The organism is Aeromonas aquatilis, from assembly GCF_054052405.1.
Genome location: NZ_JBSTYP010000026.1, coordinates 25,487 through 48,110, shown reverse-complemented (window position 1 = coordinate 48,110; position 22,624 = coordinate 25,487). Strand labels below are relative to the sequence as shown.

Annotated in this window: 19 protein-coding genes; 11 read left to right on the top strand and 8 right to left on the bottom strand. The window is 57.1% G+C overall.

The annotated features are described in order from the left end of the window. Window positions 1-10: 10 nt before the first annotated feature. From oppB to ACW5W8_RS12250, 3 genes are all read right to left on the bottom strand, one after another. A complete protein-coding gene (gene oppB / locus ACW5W8_RS12260) occupies window positions 11-931 on the bottom strand; it encodes an oligopeptide ABC transporter permease OppB (RefSeq protein WP_005337672.1) in 921 nt (306 codons plus the stop codon). 98 nt (window positions 932-1,029) lie between these two features. Then, window positions 1,030-2,649, bottom strand: coding sequence for an ABC transporter substrate-binding protein (locus ACW5W8_RS12255; RefSeq protein WP_498628125.1), 1,620 nt, complete (start codon window positions 2,647-2,649; stop codon window positions 1,030-1,032). 279 nt (window positions 2,650-2,928) lie between these two features. Further along, window positions 2,929-3,564, bottom strand: a complete 636-nt coding sequence (locus tag ACW5W8_RS12250; RefSeq protein WP_498628124.1) for a YchE family NAAT transporter — start codon at window positions 3,562-3,564, stop codon at window positions 2,929-2,931. An 829-nt stretch (window positions 3,565-4,393) separates the two neighbouring features. Between ACW5W8_RS12250 and adhE the strand changes: the two genes are divergently transcribed. Further along, window positions 4,394-7,060 carry a bifunctional acetaldehyde-CoA/alcohol dehydrogenase gene (gene adhE / locus ACW5W8_RS12245; protein WP_498628123.1) on the top strand — a complete coding sequence of 889 codons (2,667 nt, stop codon included), beginning with the start codon at window positions 4,394-4,396 and terminating at the stop codon, window positions 7,058-7,060. Window positions 7,061-7,666: 606 nt separating this feature from the next. On the opposite strand, the gene ACW5W8_RS12240 is transcribed toward adhE, so the two are convergent. The 3 genes from ACW5W8_RS12240 to ACW5W8_RS12230 form a co-directional block, all read right to left on the bottom strand. Then, a complete protein-coding gene (locus ACW5W8_RS12240) occupies window positions 7,667-8,407 on the bottom strand; it encodes a YebC/PmpR family DNA-binding transcriptional regulator (protein ID WP_482322302.1) in 741 nt (246 codons plus the stop codon). A gap of 101 nt (window positions 8,408-8,508) precedes the next feature. Further along, on the bottom strand, window positions 8,509-10,275 hold the full coding sequence (gene aspS / locus ACW5W8_RS12235) for an aspartate--tRNA ligase (protein WP_124928985.1): 1,767 nt from the start codon (window positions 10,273-10,275) through the stop codon (window positions 8,509-8,511). Window positions 10,276-10,307: 32 nt separating this feature from the next. Then, a complete protein-coding gene (locus ACW5W8_RS12230) occupies window positions 10,308-10,559 on the bottom strand; it encodes an FmdB family zinc ribbon protein (RefSeq protein WP_005337686.1) in 252 nt (83 codons plus the stop codon). 162 nt (window positions 10,560-10,721) lie between these two features. On the opposite strand from ACW5W8_RS12230, the gene ACW5W8_RS12225 reads away from it, so the two are divergent. The 6 genes from ACW5W8_RS12225 to ACW5W8_RS12200 all read left to right on the top strand — a co-directional run bounded on the left by ACW5W8_RS12225 (window position 10,722) and on the right by ACW5W8_RS12200 (window position 16,918). After that, entirely contained in the window at window positions 10,722-11,570 is an 849-nt protein-coding gene (locus ACW5W8_RS12225; RefSeq protein ID WP_498628122.1) for a DUF72 domain-containing protein, read from the top strand. A gap of 275 nt (window positions 11,571-11,845) precedes the next feature. Next, window positions 11,846-12,592: a carboxy-S-adenosyl-L-methionine synthase CmoA gene (gene cmoA / locus ACW5W8_RS12220; RefSeq protein ID WP_498628121.1), complete on the top strand. Its 747-nt coding sequence runs from the start codon at window positions 11,846-11,848 to the stop codon at window positions 12,590-12,592. After that, window positions 12,589-13,566, top strand: a complete 978-nt coding sequence (gene cmoB / locus ACW5W8_RS12215; RefSeq protein WP_498628120.1) for a tRNA 5-methoxyuridine(34)/uridine 5-oxyacetic acid(34) synthase CmoB — start codon at window positions 12,589-12,591, stop codon at window positions 13,564-13,566. Before cmoA ends, cmoB begins: the two co-directional genes overlap by 4 nt. 52 nt (window positions 13,567-13,618) lie before the next feature. Next, entirely contained in the window at window positions 13,619-14,407 is a 789-nt protein-coding gene (locus ACW5W8_RS12210) for an ATP-dependent zinc protease family protein (protein ID WP_005337698.1), read from the top strand. A 3-nt stretch (window positions 14,408-14,410) separates the two neighbouring features. Beyond that, window positions 14,411-15,949 (top strand): inactive transglutaminase family protein, encoded by a 1,539-nt coding sequence (locus ACW5W8_RS12205; protein WP_498628119.1) that lies wholly within the window; start codon window positions 14,411-14,413, stop codon window positions 15,947-15,949. A 3-nt stretch (window positions 15,950-15,952) separates the two neighbouring features. Continuing rightward, window positions 15,953-16,918, top strand: coding sequence for an alpha-L-glutamate ligase-like protein (locus ACW5W8_RS12200; RefSeq protein ID WP_431360827.1), 966 nt, complete (start codon window positions 15,953-15,955; stop codon window positions 16,916-16,918). Window positions 16,919-17,173: 255 nt separating this feature from the next. Here the strand turns inward: ACW5W8_RS12200 and ACW5W8_RS12195 are convergent, their stop codons facing one another. After that, window positions 17,174-17,776: a peroxiredoxin C gene (locus ACW5W8_RS12195; RefSeq protein WP_236562004.1), complete on the bottom strand. Its 603-nt coding sequence runs from the start codon at window positions 17,774-17,776 to the stop codon at window positions 17,174-17,176. 146 nt (window positions 17,777-17,922) lie between these two features. Between ACW5W8_RS12195 and ACW5W8_RS12190 the strand changes: the two genes are divergently transcribed. From ACW5W8_RS12190 to ACW5W8_RS12180, 3 genes are all read left to right on the top strand, one after another. Next, a complete protein-coding gene (locus ACW5W8_RS12190; RefSeq protein WP_498628118.1) occupies window positions 17,923-18,831 on the top strand; it encodes a hydrogen peroxide-inducible genes activator in 909 nt (302 codons plus the stop codon). Between the two features lie 194 nt (window positions 18,832-19,025). Continuing rightward, a complete protein-coding gene (locus ACW5W8_RS12185) occupies window positions 19,026-19,475 on the top strand; it encodes a C40 family peptidase (RefSeq protein WP_005337703.1) in 450 nt (149 codons plus the stop codon). Window positions 19,476-19,786: 311 nt separating this feature from the next. Then, window positions 19,787-19,963 carry a hypothetical protein gene (locus tag ACW5W8_RS12180; RefSeq protein WP_005337704.1) on the top strand — a complete coding sequence of 59 codons (177 nt, stop codon included), beginning with the start codon at window positions 19,787-19,789 and terminating at the stop codon, window positions 19,961-19,963. Between the two features lie 152 nt (window positions 19,964-20,115). Here the strand turns inward: ACW5W8_RS12180 and dsdC are convergent, their stop codons facing one another. Further along, window positions 20,116-21,060 carry a DNA-binding transcriptional regulator DsdC gene (gene dsdC, locus ACW5W8_RS12175; RefSeq protein WP_498628117.1) on the bottom strand — a complete coding sequence of 315 codons (945 nt, stop codon included), beginning with the start codon at window positions 21,058-21,060 and terminating at the stop codon, window positions 20,116-20,118. Between the two features lie 223 nt (window positions 21,061-21,283). Here dsdC and dsdX point away from each other — a divergent pair, with 223 nt between their 5' ends. Then, entirely contained in the window at window positions 21,284-22,621 is a 1,338-nt protein-coding gene (dsdX, locus tag ACW5W8_RS12170; protein WP_498628116.1) for a D-serine transporter DsdX, read from the top strand. Window positions 22,622-22,624 lie beyond the last annotated feature (3 nt).

Below are 22,624 nucleotides of genomic sequence, written 5' to 3'. Positions count from 1 at the left end.
AACTCCCGAATTAGTAACGGATCTTGGGATCGATAAAGGCGTAGAGAATATCGACCACAGCGTTAAAGGTGATGGTGAGGGCGCCGACCAGAATGGTCAGACCGAGCACCATGGAGTAATCACGGTTCAGAGCACCGTTGACGAACAGCTGGCCAATCCCCGGCAGGCCGAAGATGGTCTCGATCACCACGGACCCCGTGATGATGCCGACGAACGCCGGCCCCAGATAGGAGACCACCGGCAGCATGGCCGGACGCAGTGCGTGTTTCAGGATGATGTGACGCAGCGGCAAGCCCTTGGCACGGGCGGTACGGATGAAGTTGGAGTTCATGGTCTCGATCATGCTGCCCCGCATGATCCGCGAGATGGCAGAGATGTAGTACATCATCATGCCGAATACCGGCAGCACCATAAACTGAATGCCACCGCCCTGCCAGCCACCGGCAGGGAACCAACCCAGATGAATACTGAAAAAGAGCACCAGCAAGGGTGCCAGCACAAAGCCCGGTATCACCACCCCGGCCATGGCCGACGACATCAGCAGATAGTCGATGATGGTGTTCTGTTTCAGTGCCGCTATGGTGCCGAAGGTGACCCCCAGCAGCACGGCGAAGAAGAAGGCCGTGGTCCCGATCTTGGCGGAAACAGGCAACGCCTGACTCACCAGATCATTGACGGTGAAATCCTTGTATTTGAAAGAGGGGCCCAAATCACCCTGCACCAGGTTGCCCAGGTAGGTGAGATATTGCATGCCAATGGGTTTGTCGAGCCCGTATTTGGCCTCGATATTGGCGATGACTTCGGGGGGCAGTGAGCGCTCGCTGGTAAAGGGGTTACCGGGGGCGAAACGCATCATGAAGAAAGAGACGGTGATCAAGACCAGCAGAGTCGGGATCGCTTCCAATAGCCGTTTAAAAATGAATTTCAACATAGACATTACCTGTCCTGGACTGCTTCCAAATGGTCGCGGTTGTAATAAAGGCCCGCCGTCTGGCGGGCCCTGCTTGTTATGCGACTTGTTGCTTTAAATCAGTGAGCAATGATGTACATATCTTTGCTGTAGAGGTTATCCAGCGGGTTGGCCGGGTAACCGCCGACATAAGGTTTCACCATACGCGGGGTAACATACTCATAGATGGGAGCAATAGGCATGTCCTTGGCCAGAATGGCCTCGGCTTCGGCATACAGCTTGTTGCGAGCCACATCATCAACCTGATCACGGGATTCATCCATCAGCTTGTCATAAGCTGGGTTGGAGTACTTACCGTCATTGGTGCCGTGGGTGGTCTGCATCAGGTCCAGCATGGAGGATGCTTCGTTGTAATCTGCGTTCCAGCCAGCACGTGCGACGTCAAACTGCCCCTGCTTTTTGGTCTCCAGATAGGTTTTCCACTCCTGGTTGACCAGACTCACCTGCACGCCCAGCTTCTTCCACATGGAGGCAACAGCGACCGCGACCTTTTTATGGTTGTCATCGGTGTTGTAAAGCAGCTCGAATTTGAGCGGCTTGCTGGCATCAAACCCGGCTTCTTGCAGCAGCGCTTTCGCCTTGGCATCGCGCTCGGCCTGAGTCATCTTCGACCACTCGGCGACCACCGGCTTGAACCCGTCCACATAGTCAGGAGTCAGACCGTATGCAGGCGTCTGGCCCTGCCCCATCACCTTGTCAGCAATCACGTCACGGTCGATGGCATAGGAGAGCGCAGTTCGCACGCGTACATCGTCAAACGGCTTGTGCTTGAAATTGAACTGGTAGTAGTAAGTGGAGACCAGACCGGTCACCTTCAGCTCGTTGGGGTAATCTTTCTTGAGCTGCTTGAAACGCTCGATGGGGGTGGTGTAAGTCAGATCCACCTCACCGGCCAGATAACGGCTCAGATCGGCGTTGGTAGACTGGATCGGCAGATAAACAACCGAGTTAATCACGGTCTTGCCATCGTTCCAGTACTGCTTGTTACGCTCCAGCTCGATACGCTCGTTGACCACCCACTTCTTCAGTACATAAGCACCGTTGGATACCATGTTCTCGGGTTGGGTCCACTTGTCACCGAATTTCTCGATCACTTTCTTCGGCACCGGGTAGGTGGTGGTGTGAGATAGCATGCTGACGAAGTAAGGGATCGCTTTCTCAAGCTGCACTTCGAAGGTGTAGTCATCGCTCGCCTTCACACCCAAAGTATCGGCAGGCTTCTTGCCGGCGATAATGTCGGTGGCGTTAGCGATGGTTGGCATCTCCAGATACCAGGAGTAGGGAGAAGCCGTCTTGGGATCAACCGCACGCTGGAAGGCATAAACGAAATCGTGGGCGGTGACCGGATCCCCGTTGGACCATTTGGCATCTTTGCGCAGGTGGAAGACGTAGTGCTTGTTATCCTTGGTTTCCCACGTTTCAGCTATCCCGGGCAGCACCTCCCCCTTGGGACCGGATACCACCAGACCTTCAAACAGGTCGCGCAGGATATTGGATTCGACCGTTCCTTCGGTCTTGTGCGGGTCAAGGGTCGCAGGCTCCGAGCCATTGCCTTTTACCAGTTGCTGGACTTCAGCCAGCTTGGTTCCCGCCGGGACATCGGCAGCCTGAGCCACATTGACGCCACCAAACAGTGCAGCCATCAGAACTGTGTTAATCATTGTTTTTTTATGAGTCATTTCCTTACTCCAACAAGAACATTCCATGCGTTTCTTAAAGTGACGGGGTTAAAACCCGCTTCCAGCATAATTCCCTGCCAATTACGATAATGCAACAGATATTGTCAGGGTAATCGGTGTTTTCCGGTCAAAAAACCAGCGCAGGCGCGCTTTTTCAGTATTAAAACACCAGCGCTGCGCTCATTTTTTACACAAACGACCGATTCTAGAAAAGACTGGATAAAAAGCAACCAATAAAAAGCCGGTCACGAGGACCGGCTTTCATAAAGTGGAGCTGGCTCACATCAGGCTGGGGAAAACCCCCTTGATGCCGGCCACCATGATCTCGATACCCAGCGACATCATGATAAGACCCATAATACGGGTCACCACGTTGATGCCAGTATTGCCCATGATCTTGAACAACAGCGGTGCGGCGCGAAAGATGAGCCAGGAGCAGAAGGAGAAGACCACCACCACCACTGACATGCCGATCAGTTGCTGCCAGTGGCTCTGGCTGGCATAGACGATAACCGAGGAGATGGCACCGGGGCCCGCCATCAGCGGCAGCGCCAACGGCACTACGGCGATAGACTCGCGTACTGCCAGTTCACCCTTCTCCTGCTTGTTGTGCTTTACCTCGCCCAGCTTGCCCTGCAGCATCGACCAGGCTATCAGGGTGATCAGCGACCCCCCGGCGATCCGGAACGATGCCAACGAGATGCCAAACCCATCGAGGATCAGTTGCCCCATATACATGGAGACCAGCAGGATCACCATCACCGCGATATTGGCGGTAGTATTGGTTTTCATCCGCTCGGCCTGGGTATGGTGGCTGGTCAGGCTGACAAACACCGGCAACAAACCAAGCGGGTTGATAATTGCGAACAAACCGACAAAAAACTTCAGATACAAAGAGACGTCAATTGCTGCCATAGGCGCCTTCCAATAGAGTTTCGGGCCCAGCGGGCCAGTCCATTAATTTCGTGCGTAAATTTACATCATAGCCAGAGCAGGCACCAATCAAATAATCTCACCATTTCTGGGGGTTTTTAGTTAGTTCATCTAATGCATCCGCGCTAACTGGCATAAACGGATGCCAAAAGCCCCTGCCACCGCCCGACCCTCGTCACAAGAGTGAACGCGGAGCCTGCCGATCATGGTCAGACATGCTTGTAGTGTGTAACCGAATACCAAAACGACTCGAGAGACTCCCCCTCTGGTCTCCCCCTATTTCTGACCTGCCACCACAAACAGTGACTCGGCAGGAGAACACGGGGAAAGCGGGCATAAATGGCCCCCTTCGGGCAATAAAGCCGACTAGTCATGGATTAAAACAACAATCATTTTCGCAACAAATGCTGAAATAAAGCGCGTTTGTCGGTTGCTTTGAAAACGATTCACTCATATTTGCTAACCTACACAGCCAAAATGGCTCTGCAATTAGGCAGCAAAGTGTAATTAACCATTTGATAAATGTGGTTTATTACCATGTATCAACAAGTCTTCCACCTTCCCCTTGCCCGCACACTCCTGTAACATCACTCAAACAAGGATTGTGAAATAAAATTTCTTTTGTTCTTTTGTTACACATGATCCAGATCAAGTTTTTCTGAGTCAGGCCCGCTCTATAATCGACTCAGAAAGCGATTTAGTAAGGCATGTGAAAAAGCTGTTGCAACGATACCGCCTTGACAGGGCGACTATAATTGCCGGGCATTGCCAACGTCTTACTAAACAGTTTTCAAATAATCAGGAGATAAACATGGCAGTAACCAATTTGGCTGAACTGGATGCACTGGTCGCCCGCGTTAAGGAAGCACAGCGTGAATTCGCCAGCTTCTCTCAAGAGCAGGTAGACAAGATCTTCCGTGCCGCCGCCCTGGCCGCCAACAACGCCCGTATCCCCCTGGCCCAGATGGCCGTGGAAGAATCCGGTATGGGTATCATCGAAGACAAGGTTATCAAGAACCACTTCGCCTCCGAATACATCTACAACAAGTACAAAGAAGAGAAGACCTGCGGCATTCTGAGTGAAGACACTCAGATGGGCACCATCACCATCGCCGAGCCGGTAGGTATCATCTGTGGTATCGTTCCGACCACCAACCCGACCTCTACTGCGATCTTCAAATCCATGATCGCGCTCAAGACCCGCAACGCCATCATCTTCTCCCCGCACCCCCGTGCCAAGAACTCCACCAATACCGCAGCCAAGCTGGTACTGGATGCAGCCATTGCCGCTGGTGCACCGAAAGACATCATCGGCTGGATCGACCAACCGTCCGTTGAGCTCTCCAACGCTCTGATGAAGCATGAAGACATCAACCTGATCCTGGCCACCGGTGGCCCGGGCATGGTGAAAGCAGCTTACTCCTCTGGTAAGCCTGCTATCGGTGTGGGTGCCGGTAACGTGCCTATCGTTATCGACGAGACCGCCGACGTGAAGCGTGCTGTTGCGTCCGTGCTGATGTCCAAAACTTTCGATAACGGTGTGGTCTGTGCTTCCGAGCAAGCTGTCATCGTGGTTGATGCCATTTACGACCAGGTTAAAGAGCGCTTTGCATCTCACAAGGGCCACGTGCTCTCCAAAGAAGATGCTGACAAGGTGCGTAAAGTTATCCTGATCAACGGTGCCCTGAACGCCAACATCGTTGGCCAACCGGCTACCAAGATTGCCGAGATGGCAGGCGTGACTGTACCGGCTGATACCAAGATCCTGATCGGTGAAGGCGCCAAGCTGTGTGCAGAAGATGAGTTTGCTCACGAGAAATTGTCCCCGCTGCTCGGTATGTTCCGTGCAAGCAGCTTCGAAAACGCCGTTGAGATGGCCTGTGACATGGTCAACATCGGTGGTATCGGCCACACCTCAGGTCTGTACACCGACCAGGACCGCAACGCTGACCGCATCAAGTACTTCGGCGACAAGATGAAGACTGCGCGTATCCTGATCAACACTCCGTCTACCCAAGGCGGTATCGGTGACTTGTACAACTTCGCAATGGCACCGTCCCTGACCCTGGGTTGCGGCTCTTGGAGCGGCAACTCCATCTCCGAAAACGTGGGTCCGAAGCACCTGATCAACAAGAAGACAGTCGCAAAACGGGCAGAAAACATGCTGTGGCACAAACTTCCGAAATCCATCTACTTCCGTCGTGGTTCCCTGCCGATCGCTCTGAGCGACCTGGAAGGTAAAAAGCGTGCCATGGTCGTGACCGACCGCTTCCTGTTCAACAACGGCTACGCCGATGAACTGGTCAGCCTGCTGAAAGCACAGAATATGGAAGTGGAAGTGTTCTACGAAGTAGAAGCTGACCCGACCCTGGCTGTGGTTCGCAAGGGTGCCGAGATGGCCAACTCCTTCAAACCGGACGTTATCTTGGCGCTGGGCGGTGGTTCACCGATGGATGCGGCCAAGATCATGTGGGTGATGTACGAGCACCCGAACACTGCGTTCGAAGATCTGGCCATGCGCTTCATGGACATCCGCAAGCGTATCTACAAGTTCCCGAAAATGGGCGTGAAGGCCGAACTGGTCTGTATCACCACCACTTCCGGTACCGGCTCTGAAGTCACTCCGTTTGCGGTAGTAACCGATGAAGTGTCTGGTCAGAAGTATCCGCTGGCTGACTACGAGCTGACCCCGAACATGGCCATCGTTGATGCCAACCTGGTCATGGGCATGCCGAAGTCCCTGTGTGCTTTCGGTGGTATCGATGCCGTGACTCACGCCATGGAAGCCTATGTTTCCGTACTGGCTAACGAGTACTCCGACGGTCAGGCGCTGCAAGCCCTGAAAATGCTGAAAGAGTACCTGCCGTCCAGCTACCAGAACGGTGCCAACGACCCGATCGCTCGTGAGAAGGTGCACAATGCTGCCACCATCGCCGGTATCGCGTTCGCCAACGCCTTCCTGGGTGTGTGCCACTCCATGGCTCACAAACTGGGTGCAGAGTTCCACATTCCGCACGGTCTGGCCAACGCCCTGCTGATCAGCAACGTCATCCGCTACAACGCGAACGACAACCCGACCAAGCAGACTGCGTTCTCCCAGTACGACCGTCCGCAGGCTCGTCGTCGTTACGCCGAAGTCGCTGACCACCTGGGTCTGACTGCTGCCGGTGACCGCACCGCCGCCAAGATCGAGAAGCTGCTGACCTGGTTGGACGAGCTGAAGGCTACCCTGGGTATCCCGGCCTCCATCCGCGAAGCTGGCGTTGCCGAGGCTGACTTCCTGGCCAAGGTTGACCAGCTGTCCATCGAAGCCTTCGATGACCAGTGCACTGGCGCCAACCCGCGCTACCCGCTGATCAGCGAGCTGAAGCAGGTTCTGCTGGACTCCTACTACGGCCGTCCCTTCACCGAAGCCGCTCCGGTAACTGCTGCCCCGGTTGAAGCCAAGGTTGAAGGCAAGAAGAAATCCAAGGCCTGATAACCAGTCCTGAGATAACAAGCCCGCGCACTGCGCGGGCTTTTTTTATCTGCCACCTGCCACTAATCACAGCCATCATCTCCCTGCTGATTGCGCTAGTGCAGCCCCTAACTTCCCAACCAACCAACCAACCAACCAACCAACCAACCAACTCGCCCCAGCCAATCCGTTATCGACATCCCAACCTGTGACTCTGTATTGATGGGCCAACTGTGATAACAAGAGCACGCTCCATCACCTCCTCTCCTCTCCTCTCCTCTCCTCTCCTCTCCTCTCCTCTCCCCTACCCGCAACGCAACTCAACGCAGCGCAATTACCCTGATGGGCAGATGCGAGCACTGAACCCCATCTACAGAGCTAAAGGAGTGATAAACAGGATAAGCAGAGCCTCGCTAGCGCAACGCAGCAGAACTGCCGACTGGCGTACGTGCGGGCCAACCGACAGGCAGGAACAGAGCCATGATAATGCGCGGAGAAAGCGGGAAAGACTGTCAGTGAAGAGAGTTGTTGCACCGGGTGATCAACTGACACATCAGCAGTTACCATGATGCAAAGATAAAAAAATGGCAGCCATCTGGCTGCCATCGGGAGAGTACGATTCGGCGATCAGAGGGTCGCAGCGACTTCATCGGAGATGGAGCCGTTGTGGTAAACCTCTTGCACGTCGTCCAAATCTTCCAGCATGTCGATGAGGCGCATCAGCTTGGGTGCAGTCTCTGCATCCAGCTCCGCTTCGGTGGAGGGGATCATGGTCACTTCAGCGCTCTGGGCCTTGAAGCCGGCAGCTTCCAAACCATCCAGCACGGTACCGAAGTCGTTCGGGGTGGTGTACACCTCGATGGAGCCATCCTCTTCGGTCACCACGTCATCGGCGCCCGCTTCCAGCGCGGCGTCCATCAGGGCATCTTCGTCCACGCCAACAAAAGTCAGCAGACCTTTCTTGCTGAACAGATAGGCGACGGAGCCGTCGGTACCCAGGTTGCCACCGCACTTGCTGAAGGCGTGACGCACTTCGGCTACGGTACGGTTACGGTTGTCAGTCAGGCACTCTACCATCACGGCAGAGCCAGCCGGGCCGTAACCTTCGTATACGATGGTCTCGAGCTGTTCGCCATCACCACCACCGGCGCCACGCGCAATGGCACGGTTGATGGTGTCGCGGGTCATGTTGTTGGTCAGGGCGGCAGTCACCGCAGCACGCAGACGCGGGTTGTTGGCCGGATCGGCATCACCCAGACGCGCGGAGGTAGTGATTTCGCGGATCAGCTTGGTGAAGATCTTGCCACGCTTGGCGTCCTGAGCAGCCTTGCGGTGTTTGATGTTGGCCCATTTACTGTGACCTGCCATAGAGACTCTCCGTTATTTTTAAATGTCAGTAACACTGATCATGACTAACCCAAGGGAAACACAGAGGCCGCACGGCGGCGGCCTCCGGTACCGGTATCGGCTTACTCATCACCCTTGACGGTGGTTGCAATCGCCAGCTCGCCCAGTTGGGCGGCGTTGGCAAGGCTGGGGGCGTCGGTCATCAGACAGGCGGCCGCAGTGGTTTTCGGGAAGGCGATGACGTCCCGAATGTTTTCGGTGCCGGTCAGCAGCATGCTGAGACGGTCCAGACCGAAGGCCAGACCGGCGTGCGGCGGGGTGCCGTACTTCAGCGCATCCAACAGGAAGCCAAACTTCAGGCGCTGTTCCGCCGGGGTGATCCCCAGGATGTCGAACACGGTGGCCTGCATCTCGCTGTTGTGGATACGAACAGAGCCGCCACCCACTTCGTAACCGTTGATCACCATGTCATAGGCGTTGGCGTAAGCACCCACCGGATTGGCTTTCAGCTCGGCCGGGCTCATGTTGCTCGGCGCGGTGAACGGGTGGTGCATGGCGGCCAGACCACCTTCGCCATCTTCCTCGAACATTGGGAAGTCGATGACCCACAGCGGCTTCCAGCTGTTCTCCAGCAGGCCCAGATCACGGCCCACTTTCAGACGCAGGGCGCCCATGGCATCGCAGACCACTTTCTTGCTGTCAGCGCCAAAGAAGATGATGTCGCCGTCGGCCGCGCCGGTACGAGCCAGGATCTCGCGCACGATGGCGTCAGAGAGGAACTTGGCAACCGGAGACTGCACGCCTTCGATACCATTTGCCGCTTCGTTGACCTTCATCCAGGCCAGGCCCTTGGCACCGTAGATGCCGACAAACTTGGTGTACTCGTCGATCTGCTTGCGAGAGAGCTCGGCACCGCCCGGGACTTTCAGGGCAGCCACACGGCCTTTCGGATCGTTGGCGGGGCCCGCGAACACGGCGAACTCGACGGCAGTCAGCAGATCAGCCACATCAACCAGCTCCATCGGCAGACGCAGGTCCGGCTTGTCGGAGCCGTAGCGACGCATGGCTTCGTCGAAGGTCATGATCGGGAAGTCGCCCAGATCCACATTCAGGATGTGCAGCCACAGTTTGCGGATCATCTCTTCCATCACTTCACGCACCTGCGGTGCGGTCATGAAGGAGGTCTCCACGTCGATCTGGGTGAATTCCGGCTGGCGGTCGGCACGCAGGTCTTCGTCACGGAAGCACTTGACGATCTGGTAGTAGCGATCGAAGCCGGACATCATCAGCAACTGCTTGAACAGCTGGGGAGATTGCGGCAAAGCGTAGAACTTGCCCTTGTGCACGCGGCTCGGTACCAGATAGTCACGGGCACCTTCCGGGGTGGCCTTGGTCAGCATCGGGGTCTCGATATCGAGGAAACCGTGCTCGTCCATGAAGCGGCGTACGAAGGCGCTGGCCTTGGCACGGGTCTTCAGGTACTTGGCCATCTCGGGACGACGCAGATCCAGGTAGCGATACTTGAGGCTGATCTCTTCGCTGTTGACCTGATTGAAGTCCAGCGGCAGCGGCTCGGCACGGTTGATGATGTTGAGTTCGTGGGCGAACACTTCGATGGCGCCAGTGGCCATGTCGCTGTTGCGCTGGGACTCGGGACGGGTGCGCACCACGCCGGTCACCTGGATGCAGAACTCGCCGCGCAGCTCGGAGGCCAGGGCAAACGCGTCCGGCTTGTCCGGATCGAAGAACACCTGAACGATCCCTTCCCGGTCGCGCATATCGATAAAGATCAGACCGCCGAGATCACGACGACGATGAACCCAACCGCACAATGTAATGGTCTGCCCAGCATGGGCCTCATTGACCTGTCCGCAATAGATAGAGCGCATGGACTTCTTCCTTCGAAATTGTAGAGAGACGGTTAACCTTGGGCCGCCGGGCACGACTGGCAAGCACCGTCTGTCTCACAGCTGGCCAGATTCTTTTTCTTACCCGGTTTGAAATCAGTCTCGTACCATCCGGTTCCCTTGAGCCGGAAGCCTGCCGCCGATATCAGCTTGACCAGATTCGGCTTGCTACAGGCCGGACAGTCGGTCAGGGGGGCATCGGAAAGCTTTTGCAGTTTTGCCAATTCATGGCCACAGACGTCGCAACGATATTCGTAGATAGGCATGGGTCACAAGAAATTGAAAAACAAAAGGGCTGGCATTATAGAGGAAAACCCCCTTTTGGGTAAAATGGCCAGCGCCCTCCTTTCGCCAGTTTTTTGCACTCGATGACAAAAAACGGGCAAAAAATCGGCACGAATGCACCAAGAGCGAAGAGAATAGCCACCATGAGCCTCTATTTGGGCCTGCCACAGTGGTCCCACCCCGGCTGGCCCGGCCAGTTGCTGGGTCTGGGCGCTAAGCCTGCCGAACATCTCGCCCACTACGCCACCGTATTCAACTCGGTGGAGGGCAACACCACTTTCTACGCCCTGCCGACGCCGGATACGGTGCAGCGCTGGGCCGATGCGGTGCCCGATCACTTTCGTTTCAACTTCAAGTTTCCGCAAACCATCAGCCACCAGAGCGATCTGGTCAGCGCAGACAAACAAGTCGCCGACTTTATTCGCCTGCTCGCCCCGCTGCACGACAAGCTGGGGCTGCTCACCCTGCAGTTGCCCGCCCGTTTCGGGCCAGAGGGGCTGGCCAGACTGGCGGCCTTTATCGAGCGGCTGCCGCGGGAGTTTCGCTACGCCCTCGAAGTGCGTCACCCTGACTTCTTCGCCAAGGGGGAGGCCGAGCGGGCATTGAACCGGCTGCTGATGGAACAGGGTGTGAACCGGGTGATGCTCGACAGCCGGCCACTCTTCTCGGTGCAAGCAACCACGCCAGCCCTTGTCGATGCCCATGGCAAGAAACCGCGCCTGCCGGTGCATCTGCTGGCCACCGCCAACGCCCCCATGGTGCGCTTTATCGGCCTGCCGGATCCGGCAGCCAATCACCCCTTCCTGCCCAGCTGGCTACCCCACTGGCGCCAGTGGCTCGCGGAGGGGAAAGATCTCTATCTCTATATACATACTGCCGACAACGCCCAGGCACCTGAGCTGGCCCGCCAGATCACCCGCTTGCTGGAGCAGGAGATGGCCCCCTGGCCGGGGGAAAACGATCGCGCACGGCAGGGAGTGCTGCGCTTTTAGCCAACCCATTCTGCGGCCATCGTTTCGCTGCAAAAAAAGTGTTTTTTTGTGGCGTGGCAAGCCCTGGCGTCAAGACAAACGGCCATCAATCCTCTACACTACCGCCCCAAGTAAGGGTCCGGAACATGGCCCGTACGAACCGGACAGGTCCAAAGGATTTCATGACCAGCTACCCCGTTCGTAAACAGGTGATAAATCTACTCTGATGGGTGTCACCCAACGACTCAATTGAACAATACAGCCGGGTGATGTCCCGACTGTCAGGTTGCGCCAGCATGCATACCAAAGATCAAATTTTTGCCGCCCCGATCGCCCGATTGGGAGACTTCTGTTTTGACGAACAGGTCGTCGACGTATTTCCCGATATGATCCAGCGCTCGGTGCCGGGTTACAGCAACATCATCTCTGCCATCGGCATGATGGCCGCCCGCTACGCCCAACCCGAGAGCCGACTCTATGATCTCGGCTGCTCACTGGGCGCCGCAACCCAGGCGATGCGTCGCCATGTCAGCCAGCCCGGCTGCCGCATCACCGCGGTGGATCTCTCCCATCCGATGATTGAGCGCGCCCGCGCCCACCTCTCCGGTTTCAAATCCGAGGTGCCGGTGGAGCTGGTAGAGGCGGATATCTGCGACATCGAGATCGAGAACGCCTCCGTGGTGGTACTCAACTTCACTCTGCAGTTTGTCGAGCCAGAGAAACGGGCCGCCCTGACCCAGCGCATTCACGATGGTCTGCGCCCGGGTGGGATCCTGATCCTGAGCGAAAAGTTCCGCTTCGAAGATGAACCGGTCAACGAGTTGCTCATCGATCTGCATCTCGACTTCAAGCGGGCCAATGGCTACAGCGAGCTGGAGATCAGCCAGAAACGCACCGCCCTTGAGAACGTGATGCGCACCGACAGCCTGCCGGTGCATCAGGCCCGTCTGCGAGATGCCGGTTTCGTCCATCAGGATCTCTGGTTCCAGTGTTTCAACTTCGGCTCCATGATTGCCATCAAATCCAGCGACGCCCAGCCATGATCGACTTTGCCAATTTCTATCAACTGATTGCCAAAAACCGGCTGAGCCACTGGCTGCATACCCTGCCCGCCCAGCTGCACGCCTGGCAACATGACAACCAGCATGGCGACCTGCCGCGCTGGAACCGCGCCCTCAACAAGCTGCCGGTGGTCGCTCCTGAACACGTCGAGCTGAAAAGCCGGGTCGAAATCGGCTCTGCCGAGAGCCTGGCCGAAGGAGAGCGCAAGAAGGTCGAGAGCCTGCTGCGCCACTTCATGCCCTGGCGCAAGGGGCCGTTCACCGTGCACGGCATCCACATCGATACCGAGTGGCGCTCTGACTGGAAGTGGGATCGGGTGCTGCCCCATATCAGCCCACTCGAAGGCCGTTACGTGCTGGATGTGGGTTGCGGCAGCGGCTACCACCTCTGGCGCATGGTGGGTGAAGGGGCCAAGCTCGCGGTCGGCATCGATCCGAGCCCGCTGTTCCTCTGCCAGTTTGAGGCTATTCGCCACTTTGCGGGCAATGATCAGCGCGCCCACCTGTTGCCGCTCGGCATTCAGGAGCTGCCGGAGCTGCGTGCCTTTGACACCGTCTTCTCCATGGGGGTGCTCTATCACCGCAAATCCCCCATCGAGCACATCGAGCAGCTGCGCAATCAATTGAAAGATGATGGCGAGCTGGTGCTGGAGACGCTGGTGATCGATGGCGGGGTCAACGACGTGCTGATGCCCACTGACCGTTACGGCAAGATGCGCAACGTCTGGTTTATTCCTTCAAGCCGCGCCCTCAAGCTGTGGGTCGAGCGCTGCGGCTTCACCGACGTGCGGATAGTAGACGAGAATATGACCAGCACCGACGAACAGCGTCGTACCGACTGGATGATTAATGAATCCCTGAGTGACTATCTGGATCCAGACAATCCGGCACTCACGGTAGAAGGACACCCGGCGCCGAAACGTGCCGTACTGATTGCCCGCAAGGCCAAAGACTAGCCGGTGGCGCTTGTGGAAGTTACACTGACCCCATTCCAGGAAGCACAGTTAAATGAATGACATGAAAAGCAAATTAAAAGGAATGACCCTGCTCTCCCTGCTTAGTCTCGGCGGGTGTGTCAATATGGAAAAAGCGCCTCAGGTCCCTGCTCTGACGCTGGCCGAGCTTCGTAGCGAGCTGAGCCAGAGCGAGCAGCGCCTGCAAACATCCATGGAACAGCAACAGAAGCAGTATGTGCAGCAACAGCACCTGCTGGTTCAGCTCAACACAGATGTCACCAATATGAAAGAGTCCGTCAAGCAAGTAGACCACAAGCTCGCCACCCTCCCCTCCGAGCCCCCCAAGCCGATGGCCATCCCCACCGAGAAGTGCCCGGCCCCCAATCAGGGTCACACCATCGATGGCAAGCTGATGGTCGGTGAAGCCGAGTGGATCTGGGTTGATGCGGCCAACGACGCCTTCCAGGCGCGGGTCGATACCGGTGCGACCACCTCCTCCATCAGTGCGCAGGAGATCACCATTTTCGAGCGCAACGGCAAAAACTGGGTGCGCTTCTTCCTGAGCCATCAGGAAGTGGACGACAAGATCCAGATCGAAGCGCCGCTGGTGCGTCATGTGCGGGTGCGTCAGGCCTCTGCCGACGATCTCGACCGCCGTCCGGTGGTCCGTCTGGCGGTACGGATTGGCGACATGACCGAGAAAGCCGAATTTACCCTGAAGGACCGCAGCGACATGACCTTCCCGGTGCTGCTGGGTCGCGAATTTTTGAAAGACATCGCCGTGGTTGATGTGGCCCGCGAATATATCCAACCCAAACCCAAGCTCAAGGATGTGAAATAATCCATGGTTTCCCGTAAGCCGTTCTATTTGCTGGTAGCCCTGCTGTACATTGTCGGCCTGGGGATGACGATTTATCACCATATCGCGTTGGATGTACCGCTGACGCCCGGTGAAAAACGCCAGATCTGGTCCATCGAAGCCAAGCTGGAGTTCGAGGCGACCGGCGAGCCGGTGATCGCCTCCCTGGCCATTCCGGGCACCCAGCCCGGTTTCACCCTGATGAACGAGAACGCCGCAAGCCCCGGCTACGGCCTCTCCTTCGTCGAGAAAGATGGCGATGCCCGCGCCGAGTGGTCCATCCGCACCGCCTCCGGCCGTCAGGAGCTCTACTACCGCGTCGACATGATGGCGGATGCCCACGCCAAACCGGCCGCCAATCCGCAGCCGCCTGCCATCGAGAAGCAAATCGAGAGTGAGCCTTATGCCACCGCGATGAAGCAGATCCTCGAGCGGGCACAGGAGCGCTCTGCCGACGGCTACACCCTGACTCGCGAGATCATCAAGGAGATCGAGAAACAGGAGCAGAACGCCGAGCTGCTGAAAAAGCACAAGAGCCGCGCCAACCTGATCGCCGAGCTGCTCAACAATGCTGACGTCCCCACCCGCGTGGTGCATGCTCTGAATCTGGAAGATGGCCGCCGTCGTCAGGAGCTGGTGGATTACCTGCAGGTATTCAACAGCCCGACCGACTACAAACTGTTCAATCCGCAAAGCGGTGAACAGGGTCGTCCGGCCAACCTGCTGCTGTGGGAATACAACTCCGGCGCCCTGCTGGACGTGACCGGTGGTCACAACTCCCGTGTCAGCTTCTCGATGATCGAGCAGGAGCAGCCGGTCAGCGTTGCTCTGGCGCAGAAGTTCGAAAAATCAGAGATGATGAACTTCTCCATCCACAGCCTGCCACTGGAAGAGCAGACCCTGTTCAAGGGCTTGCTGCTGATCCCGATCGGCGTACTGATGGTGGTGTTCCTGCGGGTTCTGGTGGGGATCAAGACCTCAGGTACCTTTATGCCGGTGCTGATCGCGGTCGCCTTTATCCAGACCTCGCTGGTCACCGGTCTCATCGGCTTCCTGCTGATCGTCGGCACTGGTCTCATTATTCGCTCCTATCTGTCGCGGCTTAACCTGCTGCTGGTCGCCCGAATATCGGCAATCATCATCATGGTTATCTCGATGATAGGGATCTTCTCCGCGTTCGCCTTCAAGCTGGGACTGACCGATGGTATGAAGATCACCTTCTTCCCGATGATCATCCTCTCCTGGACCATTGAACGGATGTCCATCCTGTGGGAAGAAGAGGGCCCGAAAGAGGTATTCCGCCAGGGTGGCGGCTCCCTGCTGGTGGCTGTCATCGCCTATCTGGCCATGGATAACGAGCTTATTCGTCACCTCACCTTCAACTTCCTCGGCCTGCAGCTGGTGCTGATGGCGACCGTGCTGTTGATGGGTAACTACACCGGCTACAAGCTGAGCGAACTCAAGCGCTTCAAGCCGCTGGTAGACGAAATGCGTTCCGGTGCCACCCCGGGTAAGGACAAGTAACAGATGTGGTTCTGGGAAAAATACACCACCCCGTGGAGCCTGTCGCAGGCAGGCATCCTCGGCATGAACAAGCGCAACCACTCCTACATCAGCCGCTACAATCCGCGCAGCCTCTATCCGCTGGTGGATGACAAGCTGCAGACCAAGCAAATTGCGCTGGATGCAGGGGTTACCGTGCCCGAGCTGATCGGTACTATCCGTGCCCAGCACGATGTGGGTCGCATCACCAAGCTGGTAAAAGATTGGCCGGGCTTCTGCATCAAGCCGGCTCGTGGCTCGGGTGGCAAGGGGATCCTGGTGATCCTGCGCCAGGAAGATGGCCTCTTCTACAAGCCCAACGGTAGCGCCTCCAACGGTCAGGATCTGGAGCGCCATGTCTCCAACATTCTGGCGGGGCTCTATTCGCTGGGGGGCAAGCCCGACGTGGCGCTGGTCGAAGGCCTCATCAACTTCGATGATGTGTTCGACGGCTACTCCTTTGAAGGGGTACCCGATGCTCGGGTCATCATCTTCAAGGGGTTCCCGGTGATGGCGATGATGCGCCTCTCCACCGCAGCCTCCGACGGCAAGGCGAACCTGCACCAGGGCGCCGTGGGGGTGGGTCTGTGCCTGCGTACCGGTCGTGCCCTGCGGGCGGTGCAGTTTGGCAATCCGCTGCGCCACCATCCGGACACTGGCCTCGATCTCTATGAGCTCAAGGTCCCACACTGGGATACCCTGCTCACCCTGGCCGCCTCCTGCTACGAGATGTCGGGTCTGGGTTATATCGGTACCGATATGGTGCTGGACAAGTTCCGCGGCCCCATGCTGCTGGAGCTCAACGCCCGTCCCGGCCTTGCCATCCAGATCGCCAACGGTCGCGGCCTGGTGCCCAATCTCAAGACCATCGAGAAACTGGGACAGGTGAAGATGAACGTGGAGCAGCGGGTCAATTTCGCCAAGGATCACTTCGGGATCTTTGAGGAGTAACACCTCCGCTTGTGAACTGAGCGCGCCTATGGCGCGCTTTTTTTATGGCTGTTGTTTGTCTGTTGGCACATCCCAGCTCCAGCTATCGGTCACACTATTCTCGCCCCTTCGTCTTCGCTATTCCAAGCTGCAGTCAGTGGCGTACTCGTCGTTTCGGAATGAGATGCTGACCCTCGATATATCAGGGGATAGGTAAATCGCAGGCATAAAAAAACCGGCGCCAAAACGCCGGTTCTTCAAGCAGAGTGCGACCGATTACAGGGAGTCAGCATTCTCGGACAGGTACTTGGCAACGCCGTCCGGAGAGGCTTGCATACCTTTTTTGCCTTTTTCCCACTGAGCCGGGCACACTTCGCCGTGCTCTTCGTGGAATTGCAGGGCATCGACCATGCGCAGCATCTCGTCGATGTTTCGGCCCAGCGGCAGATCGTTGACAACCTGGTGACGAACGACACCGTTCTTGTCGATCAGGAAGGAACCACGGAACGCCACACCGGCTTCCGGATGCTCAACGTCATAGGCTTTGCAGATATCGTGTTTCACGTCGGCGATCAGCGGGTATTTGACCTGACCGATACCGCCATCTTCCACTTTGGTGTTGCGCCATGCATTGTGGGAGAACTGGGAATCGATGGAAACACCGATCACTTCCACGCCACGCTTCTGGAACTCTTCATAACGGTGATCGAAGGCAATCAGCTCGGACGGGCAGACGAAGGTGAAATCGAGCGGATAAAAGAAGACAACGGCAGCTTTGCCTTTGATGTGGGATGACAGGTTGAATGAATCAACGATCTCGCCATTACCCAGAACAGCTGCGGCGGTAAAATCGGGTGCGGGACGGCCTACCAATACCATATTCAATTCCTCTTTATGTGAAGTGAACAATCCGGTGAGGATTGGGCTACCTAGAGCCAAGTCCATCTAATTCAAGCGACAAACTATAGACCCGGTGGTAGATTAGTTAAATCAAATTAAATAGATAGCGTTAATCGGGTTTTTCTATGCAACGTTGGCCCAGCCTCAAACAGCTGCAATATCTGGTCGCTCTCGATGAGCACAAGAACTTCAACCGCGCCGCCAAGGCCTGTCATGTCAGCCAGTCGACCCTGAGTACCGGGATCCAGACGCTGGAGGACATGATGAACCTGCAACTGGTGGAGCGGGACCACAAGAGCTTCATTATGACCCCAGTCGGCATGGAAATCGTCGAGCGCGCTCGCAATTTGCTCTCCGATGCGCGGGATCTGATGGAGCTCGGGCAACATCAGGGCGGCGTGATGCAGGGGACGGTACGTCTTGGCTGCATTCCCACCATCGCCCCCTTCCTGCTGAGCAAGCTGCTGAAAGAGTGCAGCAAAATCTATCCTGACCTCGAATTGTTGCTGCGTGAAGACACCACCAGCAATCTGCTCAAGCAGCTGGAACAGGGTCAGCTCGACTTGCTGATCCTCGCCCTGCCCATCGAGATCGGGGGATTTCACTGCAAGACCGTCGGCCAGGATCCGTTCCATATGGTGATGCCCGCCAGCATGGCGGCCGGTCTGCATACCCCGTTCGACTACAAGGAGTTGCCCAACCAGAGCATCTTCCTGCTGGAGCGGGAGCACTGCCTCACCGAGCACGCAGTGAGCGCCTGCCGACTGCGGGACAAGAGCAAGATCAACCCGTTCGCCGCCACCAGCCTGCACACCCTGGTGCAGATGGTGGAAGCGGGTCTTGGCACCACCTTCCTGCCGCAGATGGCCATCGATGCCGGCATTCTTGCCAACTCCGATCTGGTGGCCATCCCGCTGCCGGGAGAGACCTCCTATCGCGAGATCGGGCTGGTCTGGCGCCCCAGCACCACCCGGGTACAGACCTTCTACAAACTGGCCGAGCTGCTTAAACCGCTGATCAGCCACAACGAGTGACAACAAACGCCAGCCCTCGGGCTGGCGTTTTTCAGTTCCCCACCACATTTTTCCTCTCGGAGACTAGGTCTGGAGCCAGATCCCTGTTTATGATGGAAAAGTTGTCGCGTGCCCTCCTGCCGCCAGAACGATTTGGCAGGATATGGCGTTCGATAAATGTCTCGTTTGGTAGACCCGTCCGTGGAGAGAGCCCGATGTATCGCAAGCTGCTGCTATCCCTGCTGACTCTGCTGCTGGCCGCCTGTTCCAGCACGCCGGAGCCACCTCCGGCCCCTCGGCAGAGCAGTGCCTTCGATGGCTTCTACCAACAGTGGCGCGGTGTTCCCTACCGCATGGGCGGCGCCAGCCGCGCCGGGCTAGACTGCTCCGCCTTCACCCAGCTCGCCTACAGTCAGGTGCTGGGCTTCAACCTGCCACGAACCACCGAATCTCAGGCCAGCATTGGCAAACCGGTGGATCGCTACCGGCTGCAACACGGGGATTTGGTCTTCTTCAAAACCGGCTGGCAGCAATATCATGTGGGGGTATACACAGGTGCTGGCGAGTTTATTCACGCCTCCACCAGCAAGGGGGTGATCCGCTCCCGTCTCGACAACGTCTACTGGAACAGTCGCTACTGGCAGGCGCGTCGGGTGACCCAGTAACCGCCCACTCGCCTGCTCGCGACACAAGTTGCGTGCCGCTACTCTCCGTCAATCCCTGTCGCTAAGTCGGGACACACAACCCACGCTTATAACTCAATTGACCCCAAGGCCTGCATATCACACCATTTTGTGATAAGGTGTTGGCCAACTTTTAACACTTCTGCCTTTTTCTTATACGCTCTCTGTCCTGATTGATAACAAGCGAGGCGATAACAAGCAGCGCGAGGCGAAAGTGGAGTGTGGCGCAACACTGCCGGACGGGTGGCCCACAGCTGCAGTATCAAGGGTTAAATAGATAAGGAGATCGTGCAATGAAACAGTATCAAAGCTGGCTGGGGCAATACCTGATGAGTCGCCGTGACGGTGACCACGCCATGGCATGCGAGATGGCGAGTTCCATCTGCGAGTTCTGGCAGCAGCAGGGGGATGAAAACGAACTGGACAAGTGGCAGCAGATTTACCAGAACCATCTGGAAAAGACCACCTGATCTCGACCACTCCCTTGCTGCCAGCCACCCGGGGTTGGCAGCAAGGCTATTCCGCTGACACCCTCCCCTATTTTCCCGCCATGTTAAACCGCTACCTCCGTTAACTCGCATGTTGCCGCCGTCATTTTGCTCTCTCGCCTGACAACTGCGGCTCATTCCATCTCGGCAGCCATCCCCTGCGCCCAGTCGATAAAGGCCTGGATTTTGGGGCACTCCCGATTCGGCAGGGTCGCCATGTAATAACGCTGCTCGCAATTGACCTCCAGCCCGGCAAAAGGGGCCACCAGCTCGTTGCGCGCCAGCCGCTTGCTCACCAGATTCTTGCGCCCCATGGCCACACCGGCGTGATTCATTGCGGCGATAATGGCGAGATCCGAGCGATCAAAGCCCATGTTCAGCTGGCACGCCTCGAGGCTGACCCCGGCATGACGAGCCCAACTGCTCCACTCGTCGGTGTCCGAGTCAAATCCCCACGCCTGCCGATCATGGAGCAAACGACCGCGCGACAAGTTGGCAGGATTGCCGATGAGCCCGTGCAGCTCGGCATATTGCGGGCTGCAGACCGGCAACATGTACTCATCCATCAGCGGATGGATGGCGAGCCGGTCCGGGCTCTTCTCATCGAAATAGAGAGTTAAATCAATGCCATAACCGTGCAGATTGATGTTCTCGTTGCCGGTGATGATATTGAGCTCGATCTGCGGATGCAGGCGGGAGAAGTCCGCCAGTCTTGGCACCAACCAGCACTGGGCGATGGAGGGCCGCGAATAGATGGTCAGGGTGCCGGAGAGCTCCTGATTCTTGATCTCCAGGATCTCCTGATTGATAAACTCCAGCGAGGATTTGAGCGCCCAGAACACTCGCTGCCCCTCTGCCGTTAGCACCACCTTACGGTGAAAGCGCTCAAACAACTTAAACCCCAGCTCCTCCTCCAGCGCGCTGATCCGGTGGCTCACCGCACTGGGGCTCAGCGACAGCTCATCGGCTGCCATCGCGAAAGATCCGTGGCGGGCGGCCGCCTCGAAGGTATGCAACTTGGCCAGCTGGTATCCACTCAGCAGCTTGTTGCGCGATATGTAATTATCCCCGTTATACATTCATCTTCCTCTCTGCAATGGCCGCCGATAATACACCCGCTGGCCACCCTTTTAGATGAACTCAAAAGACCCAAATAATGTTTCATCTAAAAAATGTGATGTATGCAGTGCTTTTGCATCACCTCAGATCATCCATCAGTCGAATTTCATCATTTGTCAGGAGGCTGCAATTTTCATTCAATAGCGCATAAACAATCACACACAACAGATGTCGAGGCGCAGTATGAGTTCAGAGTTATGGGTCATCGCTACCCTGCTAAGTAGCATCATTCTTATCGTGGTCACCATTGTGAAAGGCAAGATCCACCCCTTCCTGGCCCTGTTGCTGGCGAGCTTCTATGTCGGCACCATGATGGGGATGAATCCGCTCAAAATGGTCAATGCCATGGAAGAGGGCATCGGTGGCACCCTGGGCTTTCTCGCCGCCGTCATCGGCCTTGGCACCATACTCGGCAAGATGATGGAAGTGTCGGGCGCGGCAGAGCGCATCGGTCTCGCCCTGCAGAGATGCCGCTGGCTTTCGCCCCAGGTGATCATGGTGCTGGTCGGTCTGGTGTGCGGCATCACCCTGTTCGTCGAAGTCGGCGTGGTGCTGCTCATTCCGCTGGCCTTCTCCATCGCCCGCAAGACCAGAACCTCGCTGCTGACCCTGGCCATTCCGCTCTGTACCGCCCTGATGGCCGTGCACTGTATCGTGCCACCCCACCCGGCTGCGCTCTATGTTACCAATCAGCTGGGTGCCGACGTGGGTTCCGTCATCGTCTATGGCCTCGCGGTCGGGCTGTTTGCCTCGCTGGTGGGCGGCCCGCTGTTTCTGAAGCTGCTGGGCAAACGGGTTCCGTTCAAGGAGGTGCCCGCGGCCTTTGCCGACATCAAGGCCCGCGATGAGGCAAGCCTGCCGACCCTGGGCGCTTCTCTCTTCACCGTGCTGCTGCCCATCCTGCTGATGCTGGCCAAGACCGTGGCCGAGCTCAACATGGATCACGCCAGCGGCCTTTATACCGTGCTGGAGTTCATCGGCAACCCCATCACCGCTATGTTTATCGCCGCCTTCACCGCCTACTACGTGCTGGGGATCCGCCAGCAGATGAAGATGGAGGGGTTGCTTAACAAGACCGAGGAGTGCTTCTCCTCCATCGCCAACATTCTGCTTATTATCGGGGCGGGTGGCGCCTTCAACGGGGTACTCAAGGCAAGCGGCCTGGGCGACTCTCTGGCTACCATCCTCTCCCAGCTGGATATGCACCCCATTCTGCTCGCCTGGCTGGTGGCCATCGTGCTGCACGCCGCCGTGGGCTCCGCCACCGTCGCCATGATGGGCGCCACCGCCATCGTATCGCCCATCATGGCGCACTACCCGAACATCAGCCCGGAGATCATGACCCTGGCCATTGGTTCTGGTGCCATCGGCTGCACCATGGTGACCGACTCCCTGTTCTGGCTGGTCAAGCAGTATTGCGGCGCCACCCTTAACGAAACGCTCAAGTACTACACCACCGCCACCTTTGTCGCCTCCCTGATGGCGCTGGCCGGTACTTTCCTGCTCTCTTATATCGTGTAACAA